The 15,864-nt window shown below is 43.1% G+C and carries 16 protein-coding genes; 3 read left to right on the top strand and 13 right to left on the bottom strand.

Features of this window, described 5'->3' with window-relative positions; translation table 11 throughout:
- Positions 1-20 precede the first annotated feature (20 nt).
- Positions 21-572 carry a transcription repressor NadR gene (locus tag FKX92_RS02435; RefSeq protein WP_187759363.1) on the top strand — a complete coding sequence of 184 codons (552 nt, stop codon included), beginning with the start codon at positions 21-23 and terminating at the stop codon, positions 570-572.
- Positions 573-673: 101 nt separating this feature from the next.
- Here the strand turns inward: FKX92_RS02435 and FKX92_RS02430 are convergent, their stop codons facing one another.
- The 11 genes from FKX92_RS02430 to FKX92_RS02380 all read right to left on the bottom strand — a co-directional run bounded on the left by FKX92_RS02430 (position 674) and on the right by FKX92_RS02380 (position 9,051).
- The gene (locus tag FKX92_RS02430; protein ID WP_149565420.1) at positions 674-970 is read right to left on the bottom strand and encodes a hypothetical protein; all 297 of its coding nucleotides are present in this window, start codon (positions 968-970) and stop codon (positions 674-676) included.
- 44 nt (positions 971-1,014) lie between these two features.
- Positions 1,015-1,482 (bottom strand): 8-oxo-dGTP diphosphatase, encoded by a 468-nt coding sequence (locus FKX92_RS02425; protein ID WP_149565419.1) that lies wholly within the window; start codon positions 1,480-1,482, stop codon positions 1,015-1,017.
- Between the two features lie 22 nt (positions 1,483-1,504).
- Entirely contained in the window at positions 1,505-1,930 is a 426-nt protein-coding gene (locus tag FKX92_RS02420; RefSeq protein WP_262405208.1) for a hypothetical protein, read from the bottom strand.
- Between the two features lie 73 nt (positions 1,931-2,003).
- Complete coding sequence (locus tag FKX92_RS02415; protein WP_125338534.1) at positions 2,004-2,447, bottom strand: hypothetical protein; 444 nt, start codon at positions 2,445-2,447, stop codon at positions 2,004-2,006.
- Positions 2,425-2,961, bottom strand: a complete 537-nt coding sequence (locus tag FKX92_RS02410; RefSeq protein WP_149565418.1) for a hypothetical protein — start codon at positions 2,959-2,961, stop codon at positions 2,425-2,427. Before FKX92_RS02410 ends, FKX92_RS02415 begins: the two co-directional genes overlap by 23 nt.
- Positions 2,951-3,496 carry a DUF1697 domain-containing protein gene (locus FKX92_RS02405; protein ID WP_149565417.1) on the bottom strand — a complete coding sequence of 182 codons (546 nt, stop codon included), beginning with the start codon at positions 3,494-3,496 and terminating at the stop codon, positions 2,951-2,953. Before FKX92_RS02405 ends, FKX92_RS02410 begins: the two co-directional genes overlap by 11 nt.
- 35 nt (positions 3,497-3,531) lie before the next feature.
- Positions 3,532-4,029, bottom strand: a complete 498-nt coding sequence (locus FKX92_RS02400; protein WP_149565416.1) for a GNAT family N-acetyltransferase — start codon at positions 4,027-4,029, stop codon at positions 3,532-3,534.
- A 30-nt stretch (positions 4,030-4,059) separates the two neighbouring features.
- A complete protein-coding gene (locus FKX92_RS02395) occupies positions 4,060-4,836 on the bottom strand; it encodes a hypothetical protein (RefSeq protein ID WP_149565415.1) in 777 nt (258 codons plus the stop codon).
- A gap of 106 nt (positions 4,837-4,942) precedes the next feature.
- Positions 4,943-6,931, bottom strand: coding sequence for an excinuclease ABC subunit UvrB (uvrB, locus tag FKX92_RS02390; RefSeq protein ID WP_002904675.1), 1,989 nt, complete (start codon positions 6,929-6,931; stop codon positions 4,943-4,945).
- 161 nt (positions 6,932-7,092) lie between these two features.
- The gene (locus FKX92_RS02385; protein WP_149565414.1) at positions 7,093-8,040 is read right to left on the bottom strand and encodes a CPBP family intramembrane glutamic endopeptidase; all 948 of its coding nucleotides are present in this window, start codon (positions 8,038-8,040) and stop codon (positions 7,093-7,095) included.
- A 75-nt stretch (positions 8,041-8,115) separates the two neighbouring features.
- Positions 8,116-9,051: a CPBP family intramembrane glutamic endopeptidase gene (locus FKX92_RS02380; protein ID WP_149565413.1), complete on the bottom strand. Its 936-nt coding sequence runs from the start codon at positions 9,049-9,051 to the stop codon at positions 8,116-8,118.
- 195 nt (positions 9,052-9,246) lie between these two features.
- On the opposite strand from FKX92_RS02380, the gene FKX92_RS02375 reads away from it, so the two are divergent.
- Together FKX92_RS02375 and FKX92_RS02370 are read left to right on the top strand one after the other, a co-directional pair.
- Positions 9,247-11,415: an ABC transporter substrate-binding protein/permease gene (locus tag FKX92_RS02375; protein WP_149565412.1), complete on the top strand. Its 2,169-nt coding sequence runs from the start codon at positions 9,247-9,249 to the stop codon at positions 11,413-11,415.
- Entirely contained in the window at positions 11,415-12,155 is a 741-nt protein-coding gene (locus tag FKX92_RS02370) for an amino acid ABC transporter ATP-binding protein (protein WP_002895249.1), read from the top strand. Before FKX92_RS02375 ends, FKX92_RS02370 begins: the two co-directional genes overlap by 1 nt.
- A 57-nt stretch (positions 12,156-12,212) precedes the next feature.
- Here FKX92_RS02370 and FKX92_RS02365 read toward each other — a convergent pair whose 3' ends face one another.
- Together FKX92_RS02365 and FKX92_RS02360 are read right to left on the bottom strand one after the other, a co-directional pair.
- The gene (locus tag FKX92_RS02365; RefSeq protein WP_125382372.1) at positions 12,213-13,991 is read right to left on the bottom strand and encodes a serine hydrolase domain-containing protein; all 1,779 of its coding nucleotides are present in this window, start codon (positions 13,989-13,991) and stop codon (positions 12,213-12,215) included.
- A 64-nt stretch (positions 13,992-14,055) separates the two neighbouring features.
- On the bottom strand, positions 14,056-15,834 hold the full coding sequence (locus tag FKX92_RS02360; RefSeq protein WP_149565411.1) for a serine hydrolase domain-containing protein: 1,779 nt from the start codon (positions 15,832-15,834) through the stop codon (positions 14,056-14,058).
- Positions 15,835-15,864 lie beyond the last annotated feature (30 nt).

Below are 15,864 nucleotides of genomic sequence, written 5' to 3'. Positions count from 1 at the left end.
AGCTTGAAGATTCCTGACTTTTGGTTTACAATGAAGCTATGACCAAGCAAAGACGAGAAGAACTATTAAACCTTTTGAAAACATCATCTGCTGCCCTCAATGGCCAGTCACTGGCTGAACATTTCCATGTGACCAGGCAGATTATCGTGCAAGATATTGCCCTCTTGAGGGCTGATGGTGCCCCCATCCTCTCAACCAATCGTGGCTATCTTTATAAAGACCGCCAAGAAAACACTGCTGTTTATCAGCTCTTCAAGGTTCAGCATAGGGCTGAGGATATGGAAGCTGAGCTGCTGGCTATCGTGGATAATGGCGGCCGCGTACAGACTATTTTGATTGAGCATCCGGTTTACGGCGAAATCCAGACTTACCTAAAGCTGACCTGCCGCCGAGATGTCCAGCATTTTCTCCAACAGGTCGCTTCCTGTTCCTTTCGCCCCTTATCTGAACTGACAGATGGAGTCCACTATCACCTAGTACAAGCCGACTCCCAGCAGGATTTGGACTATGTAGAAGCCGCCTTGAGAGACCTAGGATTTTTACAGATAAATAACAAGCAAGAAAAAGACTGATTAGGCCCCGACCTAGTCAGTCTTTTTAGTACATACTCTTGCGCCAGCCAGCTTTCAAATGATAGATAGTCGCTATAAAAATCACTGATAAAACAATCAAATTATTCTTTAAAAGAAATTAAAAAAATTAATATTCCAGAAAATACAATACTAATAATTGACAAGGCCAAGACCCTAATCTCGTTTAAATCTGTGTACAAAGAATAAAGAAAAATGAGCAAATTAAGCAAAATCACTGATCTATAAAACCTAGATTGGCTCTGCTTCCATCCTTTTAAAGTATGAAAAGCAAATGGAAATCTCAAACCGAATCCAGCATTTCTAGAAGGAAAAAAATGGTTTAAGCCCAAAAGAAAAAATGCAACAATAGCAATCCATAATGAAATCATGACAGTCATCCACCTTTCTATCTTTGCACTTCAGACACAAAAGGAAACATTTTTTAATACATACTCTTGCGCCAACCACCTTCGATACGCTCGTGATAGTAATATTCCGACAGCTCCTCATCTTCCATCATACGTAGGAGTTCCAGCATATCGTAGGCCAAGTCCAGCTGTGGCAGGGTCTCCTTGTCTACCCAAGAAATCTCGCCCTCTTCTGTCGAATGAATCTGACCAGAAAATTCAGTCGCTTTGTAACAAAAGACGATGTAGCGAACCCTTTCATCCGTATGCCAGTTCTTTACCCCAACCAATTTCGGATGAGTAATAGTCAAACCTGTTTCCTCTAAAATCTCACGGACAACTGAATCATGGAGAGACTCACCCTTCTCAATGTGACCACCCGGAAAAGCATATCCAGACCAACGATAGCGCTCAGGAGAGCGATATTGCATTAGAAGTTTACCGCGCGATACATCTTCAACAAGGCAGATGTTTGTTAGGATTGTTTCTTGGGAACGTGACATGGATTCACTCGCTTTCTATTTGTTAATATTCATCTCGATATATTACTTCAGACTTCATCATAAAAGGATTAACCAAATCGTGGTATTCACGATAACCATGAAGCAAAGATCCCCTGACGATGATAACCTCTCTATCTACTATTTTAAAATCTACTGTAATTGGAATGCGTGAATCTTCTATAAAAGAACAAGCTAAGATTGAAACACCCCAGATACAAAAAACTGCAAAAGTACTAAAAAGCTCTAGGATAAGATGACGCTTTTGATCTATCCTTGATTTATAAAATCGAGGCCATAAATGCAACAATAAGGTCAAACCAAAGCAAAACAACCAGGTATTCCACAAAGTTGGAATAAATGCTAAACCAAACGCTAATAAAATAAGATGGATAATGACAAAGGATAACAGGGCTAGATACACTATTCTAAACACATTTAAATATTTCAAAATAAATTTTTCCTCTTCTCAAGATTATGACTAGATCTAAAACAGACTACGGATTAGCTTGCTTTCTAAGTTATTAAAACATATCTTCGTTATATTTTACTTCTGACTTCATGATAAAGGGATTGATCAATTCATGATGTTCATAGGTACTATGGACCACAAAACCTCTGACAATGATGATTTCATTATCTTGTATATGATAGTCTATATTGATGGGAATGGCTGGATCCGAGATAATTGACAAAGCAAAGAATGCCGAAAACCAAAGATAAAGCGCCACCAATCCACTGAATAATTGAAAAATAAGGTGATACCAGTGAAAATCTCTTGTCCTAAAAAAGACTATCCAAGGATGGATAAAGAAGGTCAAACAAAGAATAAAAAACCAACTATTCCACAAAACCGGAGTAAAGGATAGACCAAAAGGTAACAAAATCAAATGAAGAATGACAAAGGTTAGCAAGGCCAGATAGAGTGTTTTAAATGAAAATAACTTAGATAGATTTTCTTTGGTCATGTTTTTTCCTCTTTTTTTCATTATATTTTAAAATCAACATCGTTAACGCTGGAATGAAGAAAAAGATTAGATAGGTAGCAATCGGAAACCAAACATAGCGAGGATTCAAGTTCCACAATGGTGGCAAAAATCCCTCTCCGTCTTCTAATGCTATTCCTATAAAATAATGCAAAAGAAAAAGTAGACCATTAAGATAAAGAAAAACTTCTGAAAAACCTTTCAACGTGCTGAAGCCTTCTTCTCTTAGACTTCCAAACCAGGAATAATATGGAAGAGCAATCAAGACAACCAAATTTATATACAAAGGGCTAACATATTTAAATTCTCGAAGCGGACCCGGAATTGACTTATTTCCAAACGTTAAAAATCCCACTCCAATCGCAACCATTATAAAGAATATATAACCTAAAAGAGCTTCTACTATCCAATGTTTTTCCAACCAAATACTAAATTTATTTCCCTGAGCTTTTACTTTTCTTTTGTTTTTATTTTTCTTTTTGGTCTTACTTCTCATTCACCAACTCCACAATCTTCTGGAAAGTCTTGCCGTTTCGGATAGTCAGCTGCTTGTAAAAACTAGACTTAAGCAGTTTCTTATGGTAGTTTGACTTGAGATAGTCCGCTTGGTCAGCATTGCTATAAAAGAAAGCCGTCTGCCCAAAGTGCAGCTGCTCCTTGTCATTCGCCCAGCTGCCTGCCAGCTCTTGAACACTCTCCCTGTCTGTCTCCGGCAGATAAAAGAGAACATCTCGCCGAAAAGCTGTTTCATCATTCCACCAATCAGGAAGATTGGCTGTTTCTTTTTGAAGCATAGCAGAGCTGACAAGGACAAAAGGCAGAGGAAAATCATAAGACCGACTGAAATAAGCCGACAATATCTCCCGAATTCTCTCCTCCCGCTCCTCGCTATCAAAGAAAAGATTGCCACTATTGATGTAGGAAACTGGATTTTCAAAACCCAACCCAGCCAAATCTTTCTTCAAATCAGCCATAACGACCTTGTTTTTCCCGCCAACATTGATGCCGCGGAGTAAAAGTGCATAACGCATGTGTGCTCCTTAAAAATATATCTATTGTTTTCAGACTAACTGTTCGAGTTTCTAACGTAAATCATCCGTTTTTCTTTCACAGCTTTTCCTAGGTCAATGACCTTTTCCTCGCCGTCAAAAACAAAACCCATTTTTTCATAAAAGGCGATGGCACGTTTGTTGTCTTCTAAAACCCATAATACAATCTCTTGATAACCATCCAAGGCAGCAAAAGCAGCCTGAATTAACTGCTGTCCTACACCTTTGCCATAATAATCTTTTAAGACATACAAGTCGAAAATTTCACCCGCTATCCTAGCTGAATCTCGAAAATCACCGTAACTAACAAAGCCGACCACTTTAGCATCATCCAAAGCGATTAAGGTATTTTCAGGATACTTTTGACTATAAAATCGGCACTTATCCAAAGTCATCTGCTCTTGAAATTCCGCAGGCAAAATCTCATTATAAGCTTCTCGCCATGTCTGCCAATGAACTCGGGATTTTCCTTCTATCTCCTCAGCTGTTTCCATTGCTTTGATTGTGATGACCATTTGTTTCCTCCTTGAATAAATCAATCTCAATTATTCTGCCTGAAAACCATTGCTATCTAATTTCCCATTTTCTCCCCAAACAACTACATAAACATTTTTGGGTAAGCTAGTAAAATCAATATAGTCACTTAAACTCGCACCTTCAGGAATATCTCCTTCCAGATATAGATCGAAAAACAACAGAACCTCGTAATTTTCCGATAAACGAATGAAATCTTTTCTCAAATCCTTTATTTCTTCTGCCGATGCTTCATACTTCCCTGTCTTGGGATTATACTTTAGTTCTTTTTTAATTTGAACCAAATCACGATAAAACCCTTTTTGGTCATCAGTTACATCGTAATCTAAATCTGTTCTCAGCTCCTTAAATTTCACTGGCTTTAGAACAGACTCTTTATCAAAATATAAGGTATTCAACATAGGATGAGAATTTGTATCTAAGACAGAAGAAAATATAAGATCTTTTAGTATCGAAGATGGTTCATCGTCACTATTAGCGTAATAGGAAAAAGTCCCTTCTTCTAACTTATCTGTTAAAATTTTGTTTGCGCCTTCTGTCAGTTGAACTTTTACATCATATTCATAAGAAACATGGCTAACCCAAGTTGGAATCTCTATGTTCTTAACCTTCAATCCTAAATTATCTTCAAAAGCTGTGTTCACAACATATTCAATATGCTGCTTTTCCTCTTTTGTAACAAGTTTTGTCGGCATAAATGCCCAAATAAATTGAACTATAGGTAACATGCCTATGACAAAAATTGAAATAAAGAAAATAAATATTAGTTTAATTAAATCCTTTTTCACTTCAATTCCCCCACTTAAACTTCTCTAACTTTTTTTCACATAGTGACTCATTGACTAGAGAAGCAATTAAGAGCTTAGCTTGCAACTTTGGTGCTAACTATATTTTCTAATCCATCGCCTTTATTTCCAGAATCATATCGCGAATCTGTGCGGCCAGTTCGAAGTCGAGAAGTCCGGCAGCTTCTTGCATTTGGCCTTCCAGTTTCTTGATCATGTCCTTGCGTTCTTGTTTGTTGAGGCTTTCGATTTCGACAGTTTCTTCCTTGTCTGGCAGGGCTGCCTTGGTCACGCTTATCAGGTCACGGATTTCTTTCTTGATGGTCTGCGGTACAATGCCATGCTCTTCATTATAAGCCATCTGGATGGCCCGACGGCGGGCCGTTTCATCAATAGCTCGCTGCATGGACTGGGTCATGGTATCGGCATACATGATAACATGCCCTTCGCTGTTGCGGGCTGCCCGGCCAATGGTTTGAATTAGACCACGCTCGTTGCGGAGGAAACCTTCCTTGTCTGCATCAAGAATTGCCACCAGACTAACCTCGGGAACGTCGATTCCCTCGCGCAGCAGGTTAATCCCAACCAATACATCAAAGACACCCAAGCGCAGGTCTCGGATAATCTCAGTCCGCTCCAAGGTCTTGATGTCCGAGTGCATGTACTTGACCTTGACACCCATTTCCTTGAAGTAGTCCGTCAAATCTTCCGCCATTTTCTTGGTCAGGGTTGTGATAAAGGTGCGTTCGTTCTTTTCAACACGAGCATTGATTTCACCCAAAAGATCATCAATTTGCCCCATAGTTGGGCGGACTTCCACTTCAGGATCCAGAAGCCCTGTCGGCCGGATAATCTGCTCAATGACTGTATCCGTCTGTTCATTTTCATAGTCGCCCGGCGTAGCCGATACATAGACAATCTGGTGAACATGGCTCTCGAACTCCTCCCGACGCAGCGGGCGGTTATCCAAGGCAGATGGCAGGCGGAAACCATAATTAACCAGCATTTCCTTGCGAGAGCGGTCGCCATTGTACATGCCCCGAATCTGTCCCATGGTCATGTGACTCTCATCAATCATAATCAAGAAATCATCAGGGAAAAAGTCCAGAAGGGTATAAGGTGGCTCTCCTTCGCTTCGACCATCCATGTGGCGAGAATAGTTCTCAACGCCATTTGTATAGCCCATCTCGCGCAGCATTTCGATATCATACTCTGTGCGCTGCTTCAAGCGCTGAGCTTCCAGAAGCTTGCCTTCCTTCTCAAAGATAGCAAGCTGCTCCTCAAGCTCGGCCTGAATCTTAGCAATAGCTACTTCCATGTGGTCTTCATTGGTCACGAAGTGAGTGGCTGGGAAGATGGCCAAATGATCCACCTCACCCAAGACTCGACCGGTCAAGGCTTCAACCTCACGAATCCGGTCAATCTCATCTCCGAAAAACTCCACCCGAAAGGCATGCTCATCCCGAGAAGCTGGGAAAATCTCCACCACATCGCCTCGAACACGGAATTTCCCCCGCTGAAAGTCAATGTCATTGCGCTCAAACTGGATATCTACCAAATCATTGAGCAACTTGTCACGGGAAATCTCTAGTCCAGGACGCAGGCTAACCACGCTATCAGAGTATTCCTTAGGCGACCCTAGTCCATAGATACAAGAGACCGAAGCCACGACAATCACATCGTTACGCTCCAAGAGGGCTGAGGTCGCTGAGTGACGGAGCTTATCAATCTCGTCATTGACCGAGCTATCCTTTTCGATATAAGTATCGCTGGAAGGCACATAGGCCTCTGGTTGGTAGTAATCATAGTAGGAAACGAAGTATTCCACCGCGTTATTGGGGAAGAACTCCTTAAACTCACCATAAAGTTGGCCGGCCAGGGTCTTATTATGGGCGATAACCAGTGTCGGCTTGTTGACCTGAGCGATAACCTGACTCATGGTATAGGTCTTACCAGTACCCGTCGCTCCCATGAGAATCTGAGCCTTCTCGCCCCCCTCAATATTGTCCACCAACTGCTCAATAGCCTGGGGTTGATCTCCTGAAGGCTCGTACTTGGAAACCAATTCAAATTTATTATCTGTTATTCTGTTAATCATCTTTTATTCCTTAAATTGTGCTTCTATCATTTTACCATATTTGCCCTATTTTCTCTGGATTTGGGTGTAGGTAGAATGGCCACGCTTCTACCATCGTCTGTTCCTTGTCATACACCTCGTTAAAAGACATAAAAAATGCCCAGCTCAACTGGGCGAAATGGTTATTTCTTAAAAATCAGCTCCTGAGGCAGGCGATTTTCTTTCTTTAATGACCAGTAAAGATAGGCAATGCAGCCAATCAGGACGATACTGGCAAAAATAGATCCTTCAGCACCGAAAGCTCCGCCGGATAGCAAATCCACAGAAGATTGTGAGCTATAGTTCAAGATTGAGGTAGATGCTCCTTGGCCACTGACCTGAATACCGTAGATATTTCCTTGCACAAAATTCCAAGCGCCGTGCATGCCAGCCAGTACCCACATATTGTCATACTTGAGCATAAGGAAACAAGCAAAGATACCGTCTAGTATGATATTGACAATAGAAAGAACGGTCACACCAGGGTTAAAGAGGTGCAATGCCCCGAATAGAGCACTAGAAATCAAGATACCAATGAAGATATTTGACTTAGCACTAACTGCTGGAAAGAGCCAACCACGCGTCACTAGTTCTTCTGTTCCGCCTTGTAGAATCCAGAAAGGAATGATTGCTAGGACAAAAATCAAAGACTGTAAATTAAGCTGACCTAATTTCAGACTGCCTGTCCCCGTTACCAAGAGCAAGACAACAACCAGTGAAAACTGAACGACTCCAATAAGGAAGCCTTTGAGGAGATTTTTGAACCAGTCTTGTTTATAGAATCCCAAACTAGAAAAAGGACGCTTCTCACGATACCGAACCCAGAGGAAAACTGCTAGGGCGATAAAGAAGAAACCAGCTAGCTGAAAAAAGACCGTATAGTGACTAATGGCTGCCATTGCTTCTGTCCGATTAATCGTCGGATCTGCAAAGCCAAATAAGAGTCCGACAATGATACCGATTGGCAACATTCCGACAAAACTTAAAATTCCTCCTCCATAAACAAAGCCAATAGCAATCAAGATAGCCAACCAAATCGGCGGAATATAACGCGATTGCTTGATAGCATCCAACATACGAGATTTAAACATATAATTATTCCTTTCCTTGTTTTAATTTATTATAGCATATTATTTTAGGGTTGGCAAAAGAGGATGTTCGCACAGTTATTGTGATTTTCCCACTACCCCAGTCAAACTACCGTCTTTTTTCATCTTGAGAATCAAATAGAGGACAGCCAACAAGAGAATGAGCGAACTGAAAATAGAAGCTTCAGCGCCGAAAGCTCCACCAGTCAGCCAGCTCCATTCTGACTTAGGGATAAAATTCAGGACTGCCGCGTCCACACCAGTACCACTAACACTGAAACCGTAGATATTGCCTTGGCTAAAATTCCAAGCAGCATGAAGTCCTATAATCCCCCAGACATTGTCCGTCCGAAGCAGATAAAGACTTGCAAAGAGGCCAAATAAGGCAATGTTAACAATGGGGATAATGCCAATATCTGGATTGCCTAGGTGCAAGAGGGCAAAGAGCAGGCTTGAAGTCAGCAAACCGATGGGCAGGTTGGTCTTTTTGACAGAAACTGGCAGCAGCCAAGCCCGTGTCACTAGCTCTTCTGCTCCGCCCTGAATCATCCAGAGCGGAAGCAAAATCAAGATATAGAGAAAAGGTTCCAGCGTCAGCTGTCCCCATTCGACAGAGCCAGCTCCGCTCAACAGCATAAGCAGAGCGACTAGACTAAAGAGGAGAAAACCTACTGCCAATCCTTTGACTAGCTCCACCAAGCTTCCTTTTTTAACAAAGCCCAGAGTCGAGAACGTTCGTCCTTCAGCCCAGCGCACCCAGAGAAAGAGAGCCAGTATCATAAAAACAAAACCGAACAAGAGAAAAGGCAGGGCAAAATTGAAGAAGATTTCAAAGAATCCGCCTTGACCTAAGAAACCTAGGATAAGACTGAGGACAGCCGAAATCGGCTCCAAAGCCAGATAGGCCAATTGCTGTCCTCCTTGCACGAAAACAACTGCCAGCAAAAGAGACAAAATATAAGGAGGGACAAAGCGAGCTTGATTGACTCCGTCCAAGATACGTGATTTTTTCATAAGAACCTCATTCTAACCTTGCTTTCATTCATTTCCAGTATAGCAGACTTTGCTTTAAGTACAAAGAAAAGTTGTGGGTATTTTTGAGAAATACAGAGAGTTTTTATGTCAGAAAACCTAACATAAAAACAGGAGAAATTTGCCTAATCAGTGATTTTTTGCTATAATGCTAGAATGCTAAAAAGGAGGAAGAAAATGAAGAAAAAATTCTTAGCAGTTTTGCTAACATTATTTCCATTTTTTGCGTTAGGGGCAACAGCCCAGGCAGATACGGTCAAAATCGTGTCCGATACTGCTTACGCACCATTTGAATTTAAAGATTCTGATCAAACTTACAAGGGGATTGACGTTGATATCATTAACAAGGTCGCAGAAATCAAGGGTTGGGACATTGACATGAGCTTCCCAGGCTTCGATGCAGCCGTCAATGCAGTCCAAGCTGGCCAGGCGGATGCCATCATGGCTGGTATGACCAAGACAAGCGAGCGCGAAAAAGTCTTTACCATGTCTGATACCTACTATGACACCAAGGTCGTTATCGCGACGACCAAGGCAAACACCATCAGCAAATATGAACAGCTGAAAGGGAAGAAAGTCGGTGTCAAAACCGGTACAGCTGCCCAACGTTTCCTTGAGAAGAACAAGGATAAGTACGGCTTCACTCTCAAAACCTTTGACACAGGTGACTTGATGTATAATAGCCTTTCTGCTGGTGATGTTGATGCAGTGATGGACGATCAGCCTGTCATTGAGTACGCTATCAATCAAGGCCAAAACCTGAAAATTTCTATGAAGGGTGAGGCTGTCGGAAGCTTTGCTTTCGGTGTCAAAAAAGGTAGCAAGCACGAGCACTTAGTTACTGAGTTTAACGAGGCTTTGGCGCAGATGAAGGAAGACGGCAGTCTGGATGAAATCATCAATAAATGGACGGCTTCTAAAGGCAGCTCTGACTCAGCTGTTCCAGAGACTTCTACTCCAGCTGGTCAAAAAGCTACTCCGACAAAAGATAAATACATCATTGCCAGCGACTCATCTTTTGCCCCTTTTGTCTTCCAAGATGACAGCAACCAATACACTGGGATTGACATGGAGCTGATTAAGGCTATTGCCAAAGACCAAGGCTTTACTGTGGAAGTAACCAACCCTGGCTTTGATGCGGCTATCAATAGCGTTCAGACCGGTCAAGCTGACGGAATTATCGCCGGCATGTCTGTCACAGATGCCCGCAAGAAAACTTTTGACTATTCTGACCCTTACTATACAGCTAACTCTATCTTGGCAGTCAAGGACAGCAGCAATATCAAGTCCTACGAGGAACTCAAGGGCAAGACAGTTGGTGTCAAAACCGGTACTGCTTCTCAGACTTTCCTTGAGGAAAATAAGAGTAAATATGGCTACTCTATCAAAACTTTCTCAGATGCAGCTTCCATGTACGACAGTCTCAATACTGGCTCTGTCGCAGCTGTGATGGATGATGAGCCCGTTGTCAAATACGCTATCAAACAAGGTAAGAAGCTTAAAACACCTATCGAAGGCACACCAAGCGGCCAAGTCGCTTTCGCAGTTAAAAAAGGCAGCAATCCTGAGCTGATTGAGATGTTTAACAATGGACTGGCCAACCTCAAAGAAAGCGGCAAATACCAAGAGATTTTAGACAAGTATCTGGCTAGCGAGGAAAAGGAATCCACTGTAGATGAGTCCACTATTTGGGGCTTGCTGCAAAACAACTACCAAGAACTTCTTAAAGGTCTGGGAGTGACGATTGCTTTGGCACTGATTTCATTTGCGATTGCTATGGTAATCGGGATTATCTTTGGTATGTTCAGCGTCAGCCCTTATAAACCGCTGCGCTGGATTGCAGAAATCTTTGTCGATGTCATTCGTGGTATTCCACTGATGATTGTGGCAGCCTTTATCTTCTGGGGGATTCCTAACCTAATCGAATCCATGACTGGTCAACAAAGCCCAATCAATGCTTTCGTCGCAGGAACCATCGCCCTCTCTCTCAATGCCGGCGCCTATATCGCTGAAATTGTCCGTGGAGGTATTCAGGCCGTTCCAGTTGGGCAGATGGAAGCCAGCCGCAGCTTGGGAATTTCCTACTCCAAGACCATGCGGAAGATTATCCTGCCACAGGCAACCAAGATTATGCTGCCAAACTTTGTCAATCAGTTTGTCATCGCACTCAAGGATACAACGATTGTCTCAGCTATTGGACTGGCCGAGCTCTTCAAAACGGGTAAGGACATCATCGCCCGCAACTATCAGAGTTTCCGGATGTATGCTATCCTAGCCGTGCTCTATCTCATCATTATCACGCTCTTGACCCGCTTGGCAAAACGCTTAGAAAAGAGGATTAAGTAATGGCAAAATTAAAAATCGATGTGAACGATCTTCATAAATACTACGGGGAAAACGAAGTCCTAAAGGGGATTACTGCTAAATTCTACGAGGGAGATGTGGTCTGCATCATCGGTCCTTCTGGATCTGGTAAGTCAACCTTCCTGCGCAGTCTCAACCTGCTAGAGGAAGTGACCAGCGGGACTATCACGGTTGACGGCTTTGATCTGACGGACAAAAAAACTGATGTGGATCTGGTCCGTGAAAATATCGGTATGGTCTTCCAGCACTTCAACCTCTTCCCACACATGACTGTTCTGGAAAATATCACCTTTGCTCCTGTTGAGCACAAACGCTTGACCCAAGACGAAGCAAATAAGCTGGGTATGGAGCTTTTGGAAAAGGTCGGCTTAGCTGATAAGGCAGATGCTAGTCCAGACAGCCTGTCCGGCGGTCAAAAGCAGCGGGTAGCTATTGCTCGCGGTCTGGCTATGAATCCAGATATCATGCTCTTTGACGAGCCTACTTCTGCCCTTGACCCTGAAATGGTCGGCGACGTTCTAAACGTTATGAAGGATCTGGCCCAGCAAGGTATGACCATGCTGATTGTGACCCATGAGATGGGCTTTGCCCGTCAGGTAGCCAACCGCGTTATCTTTACCGCTGATGGTGAATTCCTAGAAGACGGCAAGCCTGACCAAATCTTTGACAATCCGCAGCATCCACGTCTTAAAGACTTCTTGGACAAGGTACTGAATGTATAAAACCAAACGAAGAGCCAGCTTATATGCCGGCTCTTTTCTTGTTTCAAAATTTTTAAACTACATCACCCACCATTGGTAAAGTGACCAATAGAGAATATTGGCGACAATAGCCAACGCAGATAGGCTAGTCAGAATCGTCAGGAAGAGGCGGCCTTTCCCGAGACCTTTTCGAGCCTTGCTAAAGAGCGGATAAACCGCACATCCTGCTAAGAACAATCCCAAACCAGCAAAGACCATATAACGCCACTGAGCGATGATACTGAGATCCGTAGTGCTTGAACTAAGCAGGAGCAAGAGTAAATTTCCAGCTGAGACCACTACTCCTGCAGCTGTCAAGATGTGCCACCATTTCCAAGCTCGATTTTGCTTGCTTTTCACCTTGCCAAAGACCAGTCGATAAAGGACTAGCACAAGCCGAACAAGTAGATTACCCAAAGCATAAACGACACTAAGACAAGCCAGAGCGTTCAACCCAAACTTAGTCCAGATTTCCCAGTCAGGGACTTTCTCAAAATCACTGACCATAGTAGCGATTCGCGTTTTGCCATTTCCACTTTTATAAATAGTCCAAAACGAACGATCCATTCGCTCCGAAGACGGCTTCTTCATATGAAGCAAATTACCTGGAAAGAGCTGATACAAAGAAAGCGGACCTTGGTTAAAATTCCGAAGGATTTGATAGTAGCCAGGTTCGAACTTTTTCTGAGTCTCTGCACTGGCTGTCGGACGTTTTCCGAAAATCAATTCTGGCATGCCATCATTATAAATTTCTTCCACGCCTTGATTGGTCATGATCACCTGGCCGATACCATCCTTCAGATCCAGCAGGAGATAGCTGGAAAAACCATTTGTATTTCCTCCGTGCCCTAGCACTGTAACGCCAAATTTACTGGCCCAGAAGCCATGAGCATTACGAACGATGTCTGTATTAGGATAGGTTGCTGTCGTTGAATAAAGAGTCGTCCAAGTCTCCGACCGAGTAAAGAGACTTTTACGACTTAGCAGGGCCTGAGCAAATTTTTGAAAATCACTCAATGTTCCTGTTGCCCGACCAATAGGATACAGTCCGACTTCATAAAGTGCATCGCCTAACAGGCTGCCATCTGTCGCATATCCTTTTACTTCCTTGCGCTTGGCTTGGACATAAGCATTGTCAGACAAGTCTTGAGCTATAGCCGTTCTCTCCATGTCCAGAGGCTGGAAGATATGCTCATGAACATAATCAACAAAGAATTGCCCAGAAATTCGCTCCACAATATAGGCTGCTAACCCCGTACTGTAGTTGGAATAAGCTGTCGTTGTTCCCGGCTCAAAGGACTGAGCGGGCTGATATTGGAGCAGCAAATCCTCTAAACTCTTGCCCCCTTGCATATAGAGAGGGGCTTCATCAAAACCTGACTGATGGTTCATCAAATCTAGCATAGTAATGGGCTTGTTATAGCGGAGATTTCTAAGAAAGCCTTCTGGCAGATAGGTGCGAATATCTTCTTCTAAGTCAATCTTACCTTGCTCCCAGAGCTGCATAACAGAGACCCAGACAGTCAGCTTAGTCACGGAGCCCCATTCAAAAACGCTGTCATCATCGGCTTTGATTCCCTTTTCCTTATCCATATAGCCGAAGTTTCCTTGATAGATAGTGCCGTCTTTGTCAAAGACAGCTGTCGCCATGCCGGCTGTTGTCTTTTCGTGCTCTTTGACATAGTCTTGAATCTTCTGGCCAATTTTGTCTCGGTCTGTACCAGACGGCAACTTCTGCTCTTCAGCTAGCGCAGTGACTGGGCGAAAAAGCCCCAATGTCAAAATAGTTAGCAGTGTGAAAATAAATATTTTTTTCATGAGAGACTCCTTTGCAGAATTATGCAAGCAAAGCCCGCCTTCCCAAAGGAAGACAGGCAACTTATCACATCACCCACCACTGGTAAAGAGACCAGTAAAGGATGTTAGCTACTATGGCGAGTGCAGATAGACTAGTCAGAACTGTCAGGAAGAGGCGACCTTTTCCGAGGCCTTTTCGCACTTTGCTAAAGAGCGGATAAACCGCACAGCCTGCTAAGAATAGGCCCAGACCTGCAAAGACCATATAGCGCCACTGAGCAATCTCGCTAAAATCTCCTGAAGCTTGCGCCACGAACATTAGAAAGAGATTAATCGGAAAAACCAAAACCCCAACAGCTGTTAGAATGTTCCAGACTTTCCACACGTGGTCTGGCTGTTCTTGTTTTTTACGGAAGATGAGTCGATAGGCTCCTAGAATCAGACTAATGAGGAGTAGACCGAGGGCATAGATGATACCAAGTCCACCAGAGCCAAGAACAATAAAGTCTTTATAGAAATCAAAGTCAGAGATTTTCTCATAGTCTGCGACACCTAATGCAATATGGGGCTTGCCTTTGCTCTGATAAATGGTCCAGAAGTTATTTAACAATCGTTGATCTTCAGATGGTTTTTGCCAATTATTTGCAAAGCCTGAAACTATTTTAAAGATAGCCAGCGGTCCTTGATTAAAGTTGCGTAGAGTGCGGTAATAGCCTGGACTGAACTGCTCTTGGGTTTCCTTGCTGGCCGTTTTACGTGGCCCAAAGACGAGCTCTGGCATTTGGAAATTATAATTTTGCTCTGTACTCTGATTAGTCATGACGACATAGCCGATACCATGCTCCAAGTCCAATATCATCCGTGAGCTAAAGCCAAGTGTATTACCACCGTGTCCTAGCACTGTAGTGCCATATTCGTTAGCCCAAAAGCCATGAGCGTTACGGGCAGTATCTGTTCCAGGATAGGTCAGGCTTGGGCTGTAGAAGGTACTCCAAGTCTCTGGACGCTCAAAGAGCGTCTTGCGAGCCAGCAGGGCTTGGGCGAACTTCTGTAAGTCTTTCAAGGTACCGGTAGCCGCACCGATAGGATAGAGGCCAACGATGTAACTATCCTTGCTCAGAACTTTTCCTTGGATGTCATATCCTTTGGCTGCTTGACGTTTTTTCTGGACGTAGGAATTGTCTGATAAATCTGGTAAAATAGCTGTCTTGTCCATGCCCAGCGGTTGGAAAATATGCTCATGGGCATAATCAACAAACTTCTGACCGGAGATCCGCTCGACAATCAATGCAGCCAAGCCAGTACCGTAATTTGAATAAGCTGTGACTGTACCGGGTTCAAAGGACTGGATAGGTTGTTGTTCTTTAAGGATTTCTTCGATACTTTTATCGCTTCGCATGTACAAGGTAGCTTCGTCAAATCCAGACTGATGGTTCATCAAATCTAGCATAGTAATGGGCTTGTCATAGCGGAGATTTCTAAGAAAGCCTTTTGGCAGATAGGTGCGAATATCTTCTTCTAGGTTAATCTTACCTTGCTCCCAGAGCTGCATGACAGAGACCCAGACGGTCAGCTTAGTCACGGAGCCCCATTCAAAAACGCTGTCATCATCGGCTTTGATTCCCTTTTCCTTATCCATATAGCCAAAGTTTCCTTGATAGATAGTGCCATCCTTGTCAAAGACAGCTGTTGCCATGCCGGCTGTTGTCTTTTCATGTTCCTTGACAAAACTTTCGATTTTTTGACCGATTTGGCTGCGCTCTGTACCAGACGGCAACTTCTGCTCTTCAGCTAGCGCATTGGCTGGGCGAAAAAGTCCCAATGTTAAAATAGTTAGAAGTGTGAAAATAAATGTTTTTTTCATGCGATTCTCCTTTGCAGATTTATGTAGACA

It is taken from the genome of Streptococcus sanguinis (assembly GCF_008329445.1).
GTDB classification, from domain to species: domain Bacteria; phylum Bacillota; class Bacilli; order Lactobacillales; family Streptococcaceae; genus Streptococcus; species Streptococcus sanguinis_O.
The sequence above is the reverse complement of the archived record's forward strand: the minus strand, read 5'-3'. Positions and strand labels throughout refer to the sequence as shown.

Coding starts and splice junctions, on each gene's coding strand:
- FKX92_RS02380 (WP_149565413.1), bottom strand. CDS start 9,051: ATGAAAAAATCACGTATCTTGGACGGAGTCAATCAAGCTCGCTTTGTC.
- FKX92_RS02400 (WP_149565416.1), bottom strand. CDS start 4,029: ATGGTCATCACAATCAAAGCAATGGAAACAGCTGAGGAGATAGAAGGA.
- FKX92_RS02425 (WP_149565419.1), bottom strand. CDS start 1,482: ATGTCACGTTCCCAAGAAACAATCCTAACAAACATCTGCCTTGTTGAA.
- FKX92_RS02365 (WP_125382372.1), bottom strand. CDS start 13,991: ATGAAAAAAATATTTATTTTCACACTGCTAACTATTTTGACATTGGGG.
- FKX92_RS02360 (WP_149565411.1), bottom strand. CDS start 15,834: ATGAAAAAAACATTTATTTTCACACTTCTAACTATTTTAACATTGGGA.
- uvrB (WP_002904675.1), bottom strand. CDS start 6,931: ATGATTAACAGAATAACAGATAATAAATTTGAATTGGTTTCCAAGTAC.
- FKX92_RS02385 (WP_149565414.1), bottom strand. CDS start 8,040: ATGTTTAAATCTCGTATGTTGGATGCTATCAAGCAATCGCGTTATATT.
- FKX92_RS02375 (WP_149565412.1), top strand. CDS start 9,247: ATGAAGAAAAAATTCTTAGCAGTTTTGCTAACATTATTTCCATTTTTT.
- FKX92_RS02430 (WP_149565420.1), bottom strand. CDS start 970: ATGACTGTCATGATTTCATTATGGATTGCTATTGTTGCATTTTTTCTT.
- FKX92_RS02370 (WP_002895249.1), top strand. CDS start 11,415: ATGGCAAAATTAAAAATCGATGTGAACGATCTTCATAAATACTACGGG.
- FKX92_RS02415 (WP_125338534.1), bottom strand. CDS start 2,447: ATGACCAAAGAAAATCTATCTAAGTTATTTTCATTTAAAACACTCTAT.
- FKX92_RS02410 (WP_149565418.1), bottom strand. CDS start 2,961: ATGAGAAGTAAGACCAAAAAGAAAAATAAAAACAAAAGAAAAGTAAAA.
- FKX92_RS02405 (WP_149565417.1), bottom strand. CDS start 3,496: ATGCGTTATGCACTTTTACTCCGCGGCATCAATGTTGGCGGGAAAAAC.